13 protein-coding genes are annotated in these 15,237 nt (G+C 70.9%); 9 read left to right on the top strand and 4 right to left on the bottom strand.

Annotation, left to right across the window (positions count from 1 at the left end; translation table 11 throughout):
* The first annotated feature begins 20 nt into the window (after positions 1 to 20).
* From MQN93_RS37405 to MQN93_RS37425, 5 genes are all read left to right on the top strand, one after another.
* Positions 21 to 1,259 (top strand): sensor histidine kinase, encoded by a 1,239-nt coding sequence (locus tag MQN93_RS37405; protein WP_242712995.1) that lies wholly within the window; start codon positions 21 to 23, stop codon positions 1,257 to 1,259.
* 774 nt (positions 1,260 to 2,033) lie between these two features.
* The gene (locus tag MQN93_RS37410; RefSeq protein WP_242712996.1) at positions 2,034 to 3,398 is read left to right on the top strand and encodes a sensor histidine kinase; all 1,365 of its coding nucleotides are present in this window, start codon (positions 2,034 to 2,036) and stop codon (positions 3,396 to 3,398) included.
* Between the two features lie 177 nt (positions 3,399 to 3,575).
* Positions 3,576 to 4,235 (top strand): response regulator transcription factor, encoded by a 660-nt coding sequence (locus MQN93_RS37415; protein ID WP_016437671.1) that lies wholly within the window; start codon positions 3,576 to 3,578, stop codon positions 4,233 to 4,235.
* Positions 4,236 to 4,524: 289 nt separating this feature from the next.
* Positions 4,525 to 6,453 (top strand): 2-oxoacid:acceptor oxidoreductase subunit alpha, encoded by a 1,929-nt coding sequence (locus tag MQN93_RS37420; RefSeq protein ID WP_016437670.1) that lies wholly within the window; start codon positions 4,525 to 4,527, stop codon positions 6,451 to 6,453.
* Positions 6,446 to 7,525: a 2-oxoacid:ferredoxin oxidoreductase subunit beta gene (locus MQN93_RS37425; RefSeq protein WP_016437669.1), complete on the top strand. Its 1,080-nt coding sequence runs from the start codon at positions 6,446 to 6,448 to the stop codon at positions 7,523 to 7,525. Before MQN93_RS37420 ends, MQN93_RS37425 begins: the two co-directional genes overlap by 8 nt.
* A gap of 39 nt (positions 7,526 to 7,564) precedes the next feature.
* On the opposite strand, the gene MQN93_RS37430 is transcribed toward MQN93_RS37425, so the two are convergent.
* Positions 7,565 to 7,981, bottom strand: coding sequence for a winged helix-turn-helix transcriptional regulator (locus MQN93_RS37430; protein ID WP_242712997.1), 417 nt, complete (start codon positions 7,979 to 7,981; stop codon positions 7,565 to 7,567).
* Between the two features lie 91 nt (positions 7,982 to 8,072).
* Here MQN93_RS37430 and MQN93_RS37435 point away from each other — a divergent pair, with 91 nt between their 5' ends.
* The 3 genes from MQN93_RS37435 to MQN93_RS37445 all read left to right on the top strand — a co-directional run bounded on the left by MQN93_RS37435 (position 8,073) and on the right by MQN93_RS37445 (position 11,120).
* Positions 8,073 to 8,927: an SDR family oxidoreductase gene (locus MQN93_RS37435; protein ID WP_016437667.1), complete on the top strand. Its 855-nt coding sequence runs from the start codon at positions 8,073 to 8,075 to the stop codon at positions 8,925 to 8,927.
* Positions 8,928 to 9,053: 126 nt separating this feature from the next.
* A complete protein-coding gene (gene rarD / locus MQN93_RS37440) occupies positions 9,054 to 10,004 on the top strand; it encodes an EamA family transporter RarD (RefSeq protein ID WP_016437666.1) in 951 nt (316 codons plus the stop codon).
* Positions 10,005 to 10,163: 159 nt separating this feature from the next.
* A complete protein-coding gene (locus MQN93_RS37445) occupies positions 10,164 to 11,120 on the top strand; it encodes a M28 family metallopeptidase (protein WP_016437665.1) in 957 nt (318 codons plus the stop codon).
* A 21-nt stretch (positions 11,121 to 11,141) separates the two neighbouring features.
* Here MQN93_RS37445 and MQN93_RS37450 read toward each other — a convergent pair whose 3' ends face one another.
* The gene (locus tag MQN93_RS37450) at positions 11,142 to 12,491 is read right to left on the bottom strand and encodes a tetratricopeptide repeat protein (RefSeq protein ID WP_242712998.1); all 1,350 of its coding nucleotides are present in this window, start codon (positions 12,489 to 12,491) and stop codon (positions 11,142 to 11,144) included.
* A 254-nt stretch (positions 12,492 to 12,745) separates the two neighbouring features.
* On the opposite strand from MQN93_RS37450, the gene MQN93_RS37455 reads away from it, so the two are divergent.
* Positions 12,746 to 13,258, top strand: a complete 513-nt coding sequence (locus MQN93_RS37455; protein WP_242712999.1) for a DUF6668 family protein — start codon at positions 12,746 to 12,748, stop codon at positions 13,256 to 13,258.
* 55 nt (positions 13,259 to 13,313) lie between these two features.
* On the opposite strand, the gene MQN93_RS37460 is transcribed toward MQN93_RS37455, so the two are convergent.
* Positions 13,314 to 14,231, bottom strand: coding sequence for an ABC transporter permease (locus tag MQN93_RS37460; RefSeq protein WP_242713000.1), 918 nt, complete (start codon positions 14,229 to 14,231; stop codon positions 13,314 to 13,316).
* Positions 14,218 to 15,192, bottom strand: a complete 975-nt coding sequence (locus MQN93_RS37465) for an ABC transporter ATP-binding protein (protein ID WP_242713001.1) — start codon at positions 15,190 to 15,192, stop codon at positions 14,218 to 14,220. Before MQN93_RS37465 ends, MQN93_RS37460 begins: the two co-directional genes overlap by 14 nt.
* Between the last annotated feature and the right edge of the window lie 45 nt (positions 15,193 to 15,237).

The raw sequence follows: 15,237 nt of genomic DNA on the forward strand, positions 1-15,237 counted from the left end.
CACGCGGCACGCTGACCCGTATGACCGAACGACTCTCGCACCCGGCAGGGGCTCCCGGAGGCCCGGCGGGGGCTCCGGAAGGTGACGACCGCCTGCCCCCTGCCCGTTTCGCCTACGACCGGCAGACCTGGAAGGAGATCGCGCATCTCCTGGCGAACTTCCCGGTGTCGTTGATCGGGTTCATCTACGTCGTCACGGTGCTGTTCACGGGTTTCTGGCTGACGGTGACGGTGATCGGGTTCCCGCTGCTGGCGGCCGGTCTCGCGGGCGCGCGGCTGCTGGGCCGGATGGAGCGGGCGCGGGCCAGGAAGCTGCTCGGGGTGCGGGTGGACGAGCCGAGTCCGATGCCCGGGCGGGGCACCGGCTTTCTGCCGCGGCTGTGGATGCGGCTGAAGGACCCGGTGGCCTGGCGCACGGTGCTGTACGACTTCATGCGGTTGCCCTGGGGCGTGCTCACCTTCGCCATCACGCTCACCTCGCTGTTCGTGCTGTGGCCGGTGCTGCCGTTCATCGCGCGGGGGCTGACCAACGCCGACCGGGCGATGGTGCGCGGGCTGCTGTCGCCCTCCGACGAACTGGAGCGGCGCATCGCGGAGCTGGAGTCGGACCGGGGGGTCGTCGTGGACACCGCCAACGCCGATCTGCGGAGGATCGAGCGCGATCTGCACGACGGGGCACAGGCCCGCCTGGTCAATCTGGCGATGGGGCTCGGTCTGGCCAAGGAGAAGCTCTTGGAGGACCCGGACGCGGCCGCGGACATGGTCGCGGAGGCGCACGGCGAGGTGAAGCTCGCGCTGCAGGAGCTGCGGGATCTGGCCCGGGGCATCCATCCGGCGGTGCTGACCGACCGCGGTCTGGATGCCGCGTTGTCCGCGGTCGCCTCGCGCTGCACCGTTCCCGTGAAGGTGACGGTCGACCTCGTTACGCGGCCGGCCGCGGCCATCGAGGGCATCGCCTACTTCACCGTCTCCGAGCTGCTGCAGAACATCAGCAAGCACAGCGGGGCGAAGAACGCGTCCGTCGAGGTGTGGCGGTCGAAGGAGCGGTTGCTGATCCAGGTCGAGGACAACGGCCACGGGGGTGCGCGGCTCGACGGCGGGACGGGGATGCAGGGGCTCGCGGACCGGCTGGACGCCGTGGACGGGCTGTTCGTCATCGACTCGCCGCAAGGCGGGCCGACCGTCGTCACGGCAGAACTGCCGTGGCGCGACCGCGCGTCCGGCGACGCCGCCGCCGCGGGCGCGGAGCAGCCCCGGTGAGGTCCGGTGAATCCGCGGGCCGGACCGGAGGATCTCCGGTGCGACTCGAAGGGGTCCCTGGAGGACCCGAAGGGGTCCCCGGCGGGGCTCGAAGGGGACTCGGTGCGGCCCAATGGACCTCCGACGAGGCCCGAAGAGGACTCAGTGCGACCCGATGGACCCCCGACGAGGCCCGAAGAGAGCTCGGTACCACCCGATGCATCCCCCGGCGGGACCCGAAGGGGGATCCGGCGGGACCCGAAGAGGCCCCCGGCGAGACCCGAAGAGGACTCGGTATCACCAGATAAATCCCCGGCGAGCCCGAAGAGAACTCGGTACCACCCGATGCATCCCCCAGCGGGACCCGAAGGGGGATCCGGCGGGACCCGAAGAGGCCCCCGGCGAGACCCGAAGAGGACTCGGTATCACCAGATAAATCCCCGGCGAGGCCCGAAAGGGACTCCGGCGAGGCCCGAAGAGGGCTCGGCGAGCCCGAAGGGGGCCGCAGTGAGGCCCGGTAAGTCTCCAGTGCGACCCGACGGCGGCCGCAGCGAGGCCCCGTGAGTCCCCACCGCGACCCGACGGCGGCCGCAATGAGACCCAGTCAGTCTCCACTGCGACCCGAAGGCCGCCGCAATGAGGCCCCGTGACTCTCCAGTGCGGCCCGCAGGGTAGGGAAAACCCCCCTCCCAAGACGCCTACGGACTCCATGGTCCGGGGAGCTGCGGGGCGGGACCGTGGAGGTGGGCAGGAGAGCCGCGTAGGCCGGCAGGACGAGTAGAACGGACGACGCCGATGGCCACGGAGTACGGACAGGGCTACGGGCACGGTTACGGGTACGACGACGGGCTGGACCTCGGCCCCCGGCGCCGGCTGCCCGCGGGTCTGCGGGCGCCGTTCGAGGCGCGCAGCTGGCGCGAGTTCGCGTATGTGCTGCTGAGCCTGCCGATCGGCGTCACGCTCTTCGTGTACGCCGTCACGATGGTCGCCCTCGGCGCGGGCCTCCTGGTGACGTTCCTCGGCATTCCGGTGCTGGCCGCGGGGCTGGCCGGCTGCCGGGGCTTCGGGGCGTTGGAGCGGGCGCGGGCGCGCGGGCTGCTGGGCCTGGAGGTCGCCGACCCCGAGCCGCTGCGGATGCGGAAGTCCGGCGTGATGGCCTGGATGGGGGCCGTGCTGAAGAGCGGCACCTCGTGGCGGACGCTGCTGTACTCGCTGCTGCAGTTCCCCTGGTCGGTCTTCTCGTTCGTGGTCGCGGTGAACTTCTGGGCGTACGGCTGGGCCCTGCTGACGTATCCGCTGTGGTTCTGGCTCTTCCCGGTCTACGGCGGCCAGGACGGGCTTCAGCTCTACGGCGACACGACGCACAGCATCTACCTGGACAACCCCTTCGAGATCACCGTGACGGCGCTGGTGGGACTGATGTTCACGCTGGCCACGCCGTGGATCGTGCGGGCGCTGACGATGGTGGACCGGCTGATGGTGCACGGGCTGCTCGGCCCGTCGCGGCTGTCGGCGCGGGTGGTGGAGCTGGAGTCGGACCGGGGGGTCGTCGTCGACACCGCCAACGCCGATCTGCGGCGGATCGAGCGCGACCTGCACGACGGGGCGCAGGCCCGCCTGGTGGCGCTGGCCATGGACCTGGGGCTGGCGAGGGAGAAGCTGACGGAGGACCCGCAGGCGGCGGCGCGGATGGTCGACGAGGCGCACGGTGAGGTGAAGACGGCGCTGCAGGAGCTGCGGGACCTCGCGCGCGGCATCCATCCGGCGGTGCTGACGGACCGCGGTCTGGACGCCGCGCTGTCGGCGGTCGCGTCGCGCTGCACCGTGCCGGTGCAGGTCGAGGTGGATCTCGCCGAGCGGCCGGCGCCGGCGATCGAGGGGATCGCGTACTTCACGGTGTCGGAGCTGCTGCAGAACATCAGCAAGCACGCGCGGGCCACCTGGGCGGCGGTGGATGTGTGGCGGGTGGAGAACCGGCTGATGGTGCAGGTCGTGGACAACGGCGTGGGCGGAGCGGATGCTTCCGGCGGCTCGGGTCTGGGCGGGCTCGCCGAACGCCTGGACGCCGTGGACGGGATCCTGGTGGTGGACTCACCGGCCGGCGGCCCCACCCGGGTCACCGCGGAACTCCCCTGGCGCGGGGAGCGGACGCTCGGCTGAGCCCGCCCGGGTCCGCCAACCGGGGACGACGGCCCCCTGTATCCGGCCAACCCCACCCCTGCCCTGCACGGATTCCCGCTGATTCACGTCCCGGCGGCGCAGTCCGGTCCGAATGCTGGAATGCTGGACTACCGGCAGACGGATCGGGCTGGGGGGCCAACAATCGTGGAGGACAGGGTGCGGGTGGTCATCGCCGAGGATTCAGTGCTGCTCAGGGAGGGGCTGACCCGGCTGCTGACCGACCGTGGGCACGATGTCGTCGCCGGGGTGGGCGACGGCGACGCGCTGATCAAGACCATCACCGAGCTGGACGGCCAGGGCGAGCTGCCCGATGTCGTCGTCGCGGACGTACGGATGCCGCCGACCCACACCGACGAGGGGGTGCGCGCCGCGGTGCAGCTGCGCAAGGCGCACCCGGGCCTGGGCGTGCTCGTGCTGTCGCAGTACGTGGAGGAGCGCTACGCCACCGAGCTGCTGGCCGGCTCCAGTCATGGCGTCGGCTATCTGCTGAAGGACCGCGTGGCCGAGGTCCGTGAGTTCGTCGACGCGGTGGTGCGGGTGGCCCAGGGGGGTACCGCGCTGGACCCGGAGGTGGTCGCGCAGCTGCTCGGGCGCAGTCGTAAGCAGGATGTGCTGGCGGGGCTGACGCCCCGGGAGCGCGAGGTGCTCGGGCTGATGGCGGAGGGCCGGACCAACTCGGCGATCGCGCGCCAGCTCGTGGTCAGTGACGGTGCCGTCGAGAAGCACGTCAGCAATATCTTCCTGAAGCTCGGGCTGTCCCAGAGCGACGGGGATCACCGGCGGGTGCTCGCGGTTCTCACCTACTTGAACTCATGACACGCCCACACTGAGCCCCGGTCACCCGTTCACCCGGCAGGTCCGGCCGCCGACCCAGCGTCAGTCAAGTGTCCGTCAGTCCCAGAACCGCACCATCACGGGGAAGCGTCTTCAAGGGAAGCGCCGGGGGGCGGGAAATCATGACAAGTCAGGGCGTCACAGCGTCTCAAAACTGTGTCCATCATGCGAATGGCCACGGGAAGGCGACCCTAACCGACGTAGGGTTGATCCTGGGAGGGCCTGCGGGAAGGTCGGTCCCAGACAGTCGCCTCGAGGGAGGTCCAGTTCAGTGACCAGCCAGGTCAGCAGGACGACGGAGCAGGCAGACGGAACCGTAGTGGGAGTGCAGCGCGAACCGGGCGCGGCCAAGGACGTACGCAGGCTGGACCGGGTGATCATCCGGTTCGCGGGAGACTCCGGTGACGGTATGCAGCTCACCGGCGACCGCTTCACCTCCGAGACGGCGTCCTTCGGCAACGACCTGTCGACCCTGCCGAACTTCCCCGCCGAGATCCGGGCACCTGCCGGAACCCTGCCGGGCGTCTCCTCCTTCCAGCTTCACTTCGCCGACCACGACATCCTCACGCCGGGCGACGCGCCGAACGTCCTGGTCGCGATGAACCCGGCCGCGCTGAAGGCGAACATCGCCGATCTGCCGCGCGGCGCGGAGATCATCGTCAACACGGACGAGTTCACCAAACGGGCGATGCAGAAGGTCGGCTACGCCGCCTCCCCGCTGGAGGACGGCTCGCTCGACGGCTACCACCTGCACGAGGTGCCGCTGACGACGCTCACGGTCGAGGCGCTCAAGGAGTTCGACCTCACCCGCAAGGAGGCCGAGCGCAGCAAGAACATGTTCGCGCTGGGCCTGCTGTCGTGGATGTACCACCGGCCGACCGAGGGCACCGAGAAGTTCCTGCGCACCAAGTTCGCCAAGAAGCCCGAGATCGCCGAGGCGAACCTCGCCGCCTTCCGGGCCGGCTGGAACTTCGGCGAGACGACCGAGGACTTCGCGGTCTCCTACGAGATCGCCCCGGCCACGACGGCCTTCCCGCCGGGCACCTACCGCAACATCTCCGGCAACCTCGCCCTCGCGTACGGCCTGATCGCCGCCTCGCGCCAGGCGGACCTGCCGCTGTTCCTCGGCTCGTACCCGATCACACCGGCCTCGGACATCCTGCACGAGCTGAGCAGGCACAAGAACTTCGGCGTACGGACCTTCCAGGCGGAGGACGAGATCGCCGGCATCGGTGCGGCGCTGGGCGCGGCCTTCGGCGGCTCGCTGGGCGTGACCACCACCTCCGGCCCCGGTGTGGCGCTCAAGAGCGAGACCATCGGGCTCGCCGTCTCGCTGGAGCTGCCGCTGCTCGTCATCGACATCCAGCGCGGCGGCCCCTCCACCGGCCTGCCCACCAAGACCGAGCAGGCGGACCTGCTGCAGGCCATGTACGGCCGCAACGGCGAGGCGCCGGTGCCGGTGGTGGCGCCCAGGACGCCCGCGGACTGCTTCCACGCGGCCATCGAGGCGGCGCGGATCGCGCTGACGTACCGCACCCCGGTGGTGCTGCTCTCCGACGGCTACCTGGCCAACGGCTCCGAGCCCTGGCGCATCCCCGAGCTCGACGAACTCCCGGATCTGACCGTGCAGTTCGCGCAGGGCCCGAACCACACGCTGGCCGACGGCACCGAGGTCTTCTGGCCGTACAAGCGCGACCCGCAGACCCTCGCCCGGCCCTGGGCGATCCCGGGCACGCCCGGCCTGGAGCACCGCATCGGCGGCATCGAGAAGCAGGACGGCACGGGCAACATCTCCTACGACCCCGCCAACCACGACTTCATGGTCCGCACCCGCCAGGCCAAGGTCGACGGCATCGACGTGCCGGACCTGGAGGTCGACGACCCGCAGGAGGCCCGGACGCTGGTGCTCGGCTGGGGCTCGACCTACGGTCCGATCACCGCGGCGGTACGGCGGCTGCGCACTGCCGGCGAGTCCATCGCGCAGGCCCATCTGCGCCACCTCAACCCCTTCCCGCGGAATCTCGGCGCGGTGCTCAGGCGCTACGACAAGGTGGTGATCCCCGAGATGAACCTCGGTCAGCTCGCCACGCTGATCCGAGCGAAGTACCTGGTCGACGCCCACTCGTACAACCAGGTCAACGGCATGCCGTTCAAGGCCGAACAGCTCGCCACGGCTCTCAAGGAGGCCATCGATGGCTGAGACGTCCACGGAAGGCACGGGCACGATCGAGGCGCTTTCTCTCGTTCCCAAGGCCGAGGCCCGCCAGTCCATGAAGGACTTCAAGTCCGACCAGGAAGTGCGCTGGTGCCCCGGCTGCGGTGACTACGCGATCCTGGCGGCCGTCCAGGGCTTCATGCCGCAGCTGGGCCTGGCCAAGGAGAACATCGTCTTCGTCTCGGGCATCGGCTGCTCGTCCCGCTTCCCGTACTACATGAACACGTACGGCATGCACTCCATCCACGGACGCGCCCCGGCCATCGCGACGGGCCTCGCCGCCAGTCGGCGGGATCTGTCGGTGTGGGTGGTCACGGGTGACGGCGACGCCCTGTCCATCGGCGGCAACCACCTCATCCACGCCCTGCGCCGGAACGTCAACCTGAAGATCCTGCTGTTCAACAACCGGATCTACGGTCTGACGAAGGGGCAGTACTCCCCCACGTCCGAGGTCGGCAAGATCACGAAGTCGACGCCGATGGGTTCGCTGGACGCGCCCTTCAACCCGGTGTCGCTGGCGATCGGCGCGGAGGCGTCCTTCGTGGCCCGCACCATCGACTCCGACCGCAAGCACCTCACCGAGGTGCTGCGCCAGGCGGCCGAGCACCCGGGCACGGCGCTGATCGAGATCTACCAGAACTGCAACATCTTCAACGACGGCGCCTTCGAGGCCCTCAAGGACAACCAGCAGGCCGAGGAGGCCGTGATCCGGCTGGAGCACGGGCAGCCGATCCGCTTCGGGCCGGACGGCTCGCGCGGTGTCGTACGGGACGCGGCGACCGGCGATCTGAAGGTGGTCACCGTGACGCCGGAGAACGAGGCCGAGGTGCTGGTGCACGACGCGCACGCCGCCTCCCCGACCACGGCGTTCGCGCTGTCCCGGCTGGCCGACCCGGACACCCTGCACCACACCCCGATCGGGGTGCTGCGCTCGGTCGACCGGCCCGTCTACGACACGCAGATGGCCGACCAGCTCGACACCGCGATCGAGCAGCACGGCAAGGGCGACCTGGGGTCGCTGCTGGCGGGCGGCGACACCTGGACGGTCGTCGGCTGACCCGGCCGGACGCAGCGGGCCGCACGCTGCGGAGCGGGCTCAGGAGGCGTCGGCACCCCGGCGGGTGTCGTACGCCTCCCGCGCCTCCTCCACCGCGTCCATCCGCTTCTCGGTCCACAGGGCCAGCGCCCGCACCTGCTCCGCGGCCTCCCGGCCCAGTTCGGTCAGGGAGTAGTCGACCCTGGGCGGGATCACGGGCCGGGCGTCGCGGTGGACCATGCCGTCGCGCTCCAGGGTCTGCAGGGTCTGGGTCAGCATCTTCTCGCTGACGCCGCGGCCGTAGCCGCTGACGGCCCGGCGCAGTTCGCTGAAGCGGTGGGGGCGGTCGAGGAGCTGGATCAGCACCAGGACACCCCAGCGGCTGGTGACGTGCTCGATCACGAGGCGGTACGGGCACATCGCCTCGACGGCGGCATCCGTTCCCCTTGCTCCCTTGACTGCTCCGCTTACTGCCATGCCAGTACCTTACTTCAAAGTGGGTACTTTCCAATAGTTAGCGCAGCTCCTAGGGTCGGTGTCATCCGCACCCCACAAGGAGTTCCGCATCATGAGCATCGTCGTCACCGGCGCCACCGGACACCTCGGCCGTCACGTCGTGGAGCAGCTGCTGGAGAAGGTCCCGGCCGACCGGATCACCGCGGTCGTACGGGACGAGAGCAAGGCCGCCGACTTCGCCGCGCGCGGCGTGCGGCTCGCGGTCGCCGACTACAACCGCCCGGAGACCTTCGACGGCGTGTTCGCGGCCGGGGACAGGGTGCTGCTCATCTCGGGCAACGAGTTCGACAAGGGCCGTGTCGCCCAGCACAAGGTGGTCATCGACGCCGCGAAGGCCGCCGGTGTCGCACTGCTCGCGTACACCAGCGCGCCGGGCGGCATGACGGCCGCACTCGTCGACGACCACCGCGGCACCGAGGAGATCCTCCTCGCCTCCGGCCTGCCGTACACGCTGCTGCGCAACGGCTGGTACCACGAGAACTACACCGAGAACCTGGCCCCGGTGCTCGAACACGGAGCCGTCGTCCAGGCCGCCGGCGAGGGCCGTATCTCCTCCGCCTCACGCGCCGACTACGCGGCCGCCGCGGTCGCCGTGCTGACCGGCGAGGGACACGAGAACACGACGTACGAGCTGGGCGGCGACGAGGCGTGGGGCTTCGCCGAGTACGCGGCCGAGCTGAGCCGGCAGACCGGCAAGGAGATCGTCTACAACTCCGTGCCGGTCGACGCCTACACCAAGATCCTGACCGGCGCCGGGCTGCCGGAGCCTCTCGCCGCCATCCTCGCGGGCGTGGACGTCTCGATCGCCAAGGGCGAGCTGGTGGTCTCCACCGGCGATCTGTCCCGGCTGGCCGGGCGGCCCACCACCCCGCTCGCGGACGCGATCGCGGCGGCGGTCAAGGGCTGACACCCCGGCCGCTCGGGCCGCCCCTCCGCCTGTCATGACCGTATGGCGATACGCGCATGACAGGCGGGGGCGTTCGGCGTTACCTTCTGCCTGGCACATACATGCGACCGGGCGAGGAGGGGGCACGTGACCGGGAAGTCGAGCGGCGAGAGGCGCACAGGACTGCTGAACGGCTTCGCGGCATACGGGATGTGGGGTCTGGTCCCCCTCTTCTGGCCGCTGCTGAAGCCCGCCGGAGCGGTCGAGATCCTGGCCCACCGGATGGCCTGGTCCCTGGTCTTCGTGGCCGCCGCGCTGCTCGTGACCCGGCGCTGGGCCTGGGCCGGCGCACTGCTGAGGCAGCCGCGCAGACTGGCGCTCGTCGCGGTCGCCGCGGCCTTCATCACCATCAACTGGGGCGTCTACATCTGGGCCGTGAACAGCGGGCACGTGGTCGAGGCCTCGCTCGGGTACTTCATCAACCCGCTGGTCACCATCGCCATGGGCGTGCTGCTGCTGAAGGAACGGCTGCGTCCCGTGCAGTGGGTGGCGGTCGGGACCGGCTTCGCCGCGGTGGTGGTGCTCGCCGTGGGCTACGGGCAGTTGCCGTGGATCTCGCTCACGCTCGCCTTCTCCTTCGCCACCTACGGGCTGGTGAAGAAGAAGGTCGATCTCGGCGGGGTGGAGTCGCTGGCGGCAGAGACCGCGATCCAGTTCGTGCCCGCGGTGGGCTATCTGGTGTGGCTGTCCGCGCAGGGCAGGTCGACGTTCGCCGTGCACGGGCCGGGGCACGCGGCGCTGCTCGCCGCGTCCGGGGTGGTCACCGCGCTGCCGCTGGTCTGCTTCGGCGCGGCGGCCATACGGGTGCCGCTGTCGACGCTGGGGCTGCTCCAGTATCTGACGCCGGTGTTCCAGTTCCTGCTCGGGATCCTGTACTTCCACGAGGAGATGCCGCCGGAGCGGTGGGCCGGGTTCGGGCTGGTGTGGCTGGCGCTGGCGCTGCTGACCTGGGATGCGTGGCGGGCCGCCCGCAGGGTCGCCCGGGCTCGTCAGGCGCTGCGGGTCGATGCGCCGGCGCCCGCCGCAGTGGACGTGTGACGGGGCGTCCGCCGGCTCCGCCCCTCTGGCTCGGCGTCCGATATGTGAACCCGGTGTCCTGATACCGCTCTTGACGCGCGGTTGGTAAAGCGTTCACCATCCTGGGACCCCATTCATTGCGGAATCCCCGTGATTCCCAAGGAAATCGGAGCCCCCCACATGAAGTTCTCCGTTTCCGGGCGCACGGCTGCCACCGGTGTGGCCGCAGCCGCCGTCTCGACTGTCATGCTCCTGACCAGTGGATCCCTGGCCGGAGCGGCACCCGCGCCGGCGCAGGCCGCCGCGCCCGACATACCCGTGGCGAACGTCAAGGCCCATCTCGCCCAGCTGCAGTCCATCGCCACCGCCAACGGCGGCAACCGCGCCCACGGCAAGGCCGGTTACAAGGCCTCCCTCGACTATGTGAAGGGCAAGCTGGACGCGGCCGGGTTCACCACCACCGTCCAGACCTTCACGTCCTCCGGCAGCACCGGCTACAACCTGATAGCCGACTGGCCGGGCGGGGACACCGACCACGTCGTGATGTCCGGCTCCCACCTGGACAGCGTCAGCGCCGGGCCCGGCATCAACGACAACGGCTCCGGATCGGCCGCCGTGCTGGAGACCGCGCTCGCGGTGTCGCGAGCCGGATACCAGCCCAGCAAGCATCTGCGGTTCGCCTGGTGGGGCGCGGAGGAGCTGGGCATGGTCGGCTCCCGGAATTACGTGAACAGCCTCTCCACCGCGGACCGTTCGAAGATCAGCGACTATCTGAACTTCGACATGATCGCCTCGCCCAACCCCGGGTACTTCGTCTACGACGACGACCCGACGATCGAGAAGACCTTCAAGGACTACTTCGCCGGCCTGAACATCACCACCGAGCCCGACACCGAGGGCGACGGCCGCTCCGACCACGCCCCGTTCGAGAACGCGGGCATCCCCGTCGGCGGGCTGTTCAGCGGCGCCGACTACATCAAGACGGCGGCGCAGAAGGACGCGTGGGGCGGTACGTCGGGGAAGGCCTTCGACGCCTGCTACCACCGCTCCTGCGACACGTCCGCCAACATCGACGACACCGCGCTGGACCACAACAGCGACGCCGTCGCCCACGCGGTGTGGGAGCTGTCCTCGTAGCGGTCCGGTTCAACCGGTCTGCTACTGGGCCGACTTGCGGGCGCGTTCCGTGAGTCGGCCCATGCGGGCGCGGGCGGACTCCAGTTGCTCGATGTCGTCGGCGGCGGGGCCGTCCTCGGCGGTGAGCTCGGTCCACAGGCCGATCAGATCGCGGCCGAGGTCCAAGCCCTGCTGCGGATCGCGTACGGCGCGCCAGGCGGAGGCCGCGCTCTGGACGTTGCCGTAGGCCGCCTCCGCGTCCCCGGTGCGCCGGCGGATCCGCGCAAGATCGAGCGACTGCCGGAAGGAACGGATCGGGTCGCCCGCCAAGTAGGCGATGTAGGCGGCGAGTTCACGCAGCCGCAGCACCTCGTCATGCTCCGGCCCGAGCGCCGCCGACGCCTCCCCGACCGTACCCTCGGCCAGCCGCGCGGCTTCCTCCGTCCGCCCCGTCTTCACAGCCTCGTTGATCAGCCCCATCGGCTCAACAAGAAAGCTGACAGTAACCGGCGGTTCCTCCCCGAGCACAGCCTCGGCCACAGCATCAAACCCACGAGCGGGCGTGGGCTTGGGATCGGGATCCAGAGCGGGGTCGGGTGGGACGACCGAGAGCGAGCTGGGCCGGCTGGGGTCGGGTGTGGGCTGGGGCTTGGGGGTGGACTGGGGTCCGGGTGCGGGCGGTCCGGGTGCGGGCTGAGGCCCGGAGGTGGGTCGTTGCCCCGGCGGCGGTGTGTCCTGCGGTGCTGTGGGGTGGTGTGGGATCGCGTCCATCGGTGGGGGTGGGCCGAACTCGCCCGTTGGGGGGGTTACCGTGCCGGGGGTGTGGTCCTCGGGGGGTTCCGGTAGGGCGCGTAGGGCGAAGGTCGGGGCGGTCCCGCCCGTATCTGCGGCCGATTCGGGTACGGCGCGTAGGGGGAACGTCGGTGCGTTCTCGCCCAGGGGCTGCGGTTCAGGGGTCGCGCGCAGCGGAAAGGTCGGCGCGGTCTCCCGCTGGGGTTCCGGGGTGGCCCGCAGTACATGAGTCGGCTTGTCCCGACGGGGGGTGTCCTCGGGCTGGGGCGGCGCGGGCGCCATCTGCTCCGGTTCCCCGGTGAAGTTGCTGGCTCCGTCCGGTTCGACCCGGAGGTGGACGACGTAGCCGATCCGCTCGTCGTGGACCGTGGCGTGGACGGGGTGGCCGGTGGCCAGGGCGATGCGCTGGAGGTGGTTCAGCACGGCCTGCTGGATCTCCTCGCCGGTGCCCGCCGTGACGGGTACGCCGCCGACCCAGGCGCCGACCGCACCATCTGCACCGACCGCGGGCACGCGGACGTCGATCGGTGCCGCCACGAGGGCCGCCGAGTCCGCGGCACCCTTCTGTTCCCGCTTCTTCTCGCGGCTGAGTCGAGACATCGCTTTCCTCACTCGGATGCGTCGGGGAGTCCGCGGACAGCGCTCACGGCTTCCATGGTGCTCCCTCCCGCCGTCGGCCATCCGCTCCCCCGGCGACAAGATCCGGGTCCTGCACGTACTGTCGAGTCTCTCCGGTCGCTCCCGGTGCACACGTCACCGTGGCGTCACAGACTCGTAGCAGGTGCCGCGCACCCCGTCGCGTGACCGCAGCGGCCCGGTGAGGATCGAGGGGCGTGACGAGGAGGAGAGCGGGCATGCGCGCGGATGTGCAGAAGGGACCGGAGATCTGGCTCCGCGGCCCGGTCACCGTACCGGAGCCGGGGCCGCAGGAACCCCACACCCATGCCGGCCCCCGGCGCTACTCCTGGGTCGGCACCCACGGCGGCGCCGGCGTCTCCACCCTCGCCGCGGTCTACGGCGGTCACGACTGCGGCCGCGACTGGCCGGGCCCCGAGGATCCGGTGTCCGTCCTGCTCGTCGCGCGTACGCATGCCGCGGGTCTTGCGGCCGTGCTGCGCGCCGTGGAGGTCTTCCGGCTCGGTGAGGCCCCGCCCGGGCTCGACCTGGACGCCGTCGTACTGGTCGCGGACGCGCCGGGGCGGCTGCCGCGTCCGCTGGAGAAGCAGGTCCGGCTGATCGAGCCGCTCATCGACGTGTACCGCGTGCCCTGGGTGAACGACTGGCGCCTCGGCGACCTCGGCGGGACACCGCCGCGCGAGACGGAGGCCCTGGCCCGGCTCACGGGGGCGTCCGCACGGCGCAGGTGATCGTCGAGCGCCGGGCCTTTGCTCGACGGCCCGCCCGGCACCCCGCCGCGTGCCGCTACGCCGTGATGTCCTTCGCCGTGAACCGCGCCCAGGCCGCCGAGCCGAACACCACGGCGTACAGGCCCTGCAGTCCGAGGTTCTTCACCAGGTCGTCCCAGTAGACGGGCTCCCGCATCAGGTCGGCGAAGGACAGCCAGTAGTGGGAGAAGAAGTACGGCTGGATCGCGTGCAGTTGGGGGATCTGGTCGAGGATCTGGACGGTGATCAGCAGCCCGACCGTGGTCGCCATCGCCGCGATCCCGCTGCCGGTGAGCGTCGACACGAACAGGCCGAGGGCCGCGATGCCCACCAGGGACGCGGCGACGACCAGGGCGATCAGCAGGGCCCGGCCGAGCCCGTCGGCGAAGCTGATCTGGGTGCCGGAGATCGTCGTGAGGTCGCCGAGCGGGAAGAGGACGGCGCCGACCGTCAGCGCCGAGACCGCGACCGTGAGCGTGGCGACGAGACAGAAGGCCAGCACGATCGCGTACTTGGTGAGCAGCAGGCGGGTGCGTCCGGCGGGGGCGACCAGGAGATAGCGCAGGGTGCCGGCGTTCGCCTCGCCCGCGACCGCGTCGCCCGCGACGACGCCGATCGCCATCGGCAGGAAGAACGGCAGGGTCGCGGCCAGTGCGGTGAAGACCAGGAACAGGCCGTTGTTGGTGATCTGCGAGATGAACGCGGGGCCACCGCCGCCGTCGGGCCCGCCCCCGCCGACCGAGGAACCGTCGCTCGTCTCGATCTTGACCGCGATGCCGACCAGGATCGGCACGGCCGCCAGCACGCCGAGCAGCGCGAGCGTGCGCCAGCGCCGGAAGGTGGTGAGCAGTTCGCTGCGCAGGAGCCCGAAGGTCCACAGCAGTCTCGGTGCGCGGACCGCACCGGCGGCCGGTCCCGTGGTCACCGCGTCCGTCGCCGCTTCAGCCTGCGACATCGAATCCCTCCCCCGTGAGCGCCACGAACGCGTCCTCCAGGGAGGCCCGCTCGACACCGAAGCCGCGCACCCGGACACCGGCCGTCACCAGCGCCGCGTTCACCTCGGCGAGATCCCGCTCGGGCGGCTCGGCGGTCACCCGGTCCTCGGCCACGACGACGTCGGCGGCGCCCTGCTCCTTCAGCACACGGGCCGCGTCCCCGGTGTCGGGCGTGGTGACGACGAGGCGCCCGCGCACTCCCGCGGACAGGTCGGCGACGGCGCCCTGGGTGATCAGACGGCCCTGCGCCATCACCGCGGCATGGGTGCAGACCTGCTCGATCTCGTCGAGCAGATGCGAGGAGAGGAAGACGGTCGTGCCGTCGGAGGCCAGCTCCCTGACCAGGGAGCGGATCTCGCGCATGCCCTGCGGGTCGAGGCCGTTGGTCGGTTCGTCCAGCACGAGCAGCCGGCGCGGCTGCAGCAGCGCACCCGCGAGCCCGAGCCGCTGCTTCATGCCGAGCGAGTACGCCTTGGCCTTCTTGCCGCCGGCGGCCGTCAGGCCCACCCGCTCCAGCGCCGAGGCGACGCGGGTGCGCCGGGTGCGCGGATCGGCGGTCGGGTCGGCGGCGTCGTAGCGCAGGAGGTTGTCGCGGCCGGAGAGGAAGCCGTAGAGAGCCGGGCCCTCGATCAGGGCGCCGACGTGCGGGAGCACGGCGCGCGAGGCGCGTGGCATGGGTCTGCCGAGGACGCGCGCCGTGCCCGACGTGGGCTCGATGAGGCCCATCAGCATGCGGATGGTGGTGGTCTTGCCCGAGCCGTTCGGACCGAGGAAGCCGAAGACGCTGCCCGCCGGGACGGTCAGATCCAGACCGTCGACGGCGAGCTGCCCGCCGCGGTAGCGCTTGGTGAGCCCGCGGGTGGCGATGACGCTGTCACCCGGCTCGCCCTGCTCCGGCTCCGTGGCGGACGCATCGCCCATCGGCTCCCTCGATTCGTCGTACGTGTACGGCGGTTGCCCGCGGTG

It is taken from the genome of Streptomyces spinosisporus, assembly GCF_022698145.1.
Classification (GTDB): Bacteria; Actinomycetota; Actinomycetes; order Streptomycetales; family Streptomycetaceae; genus Streptomyces; species Streptomyces spinosisporus.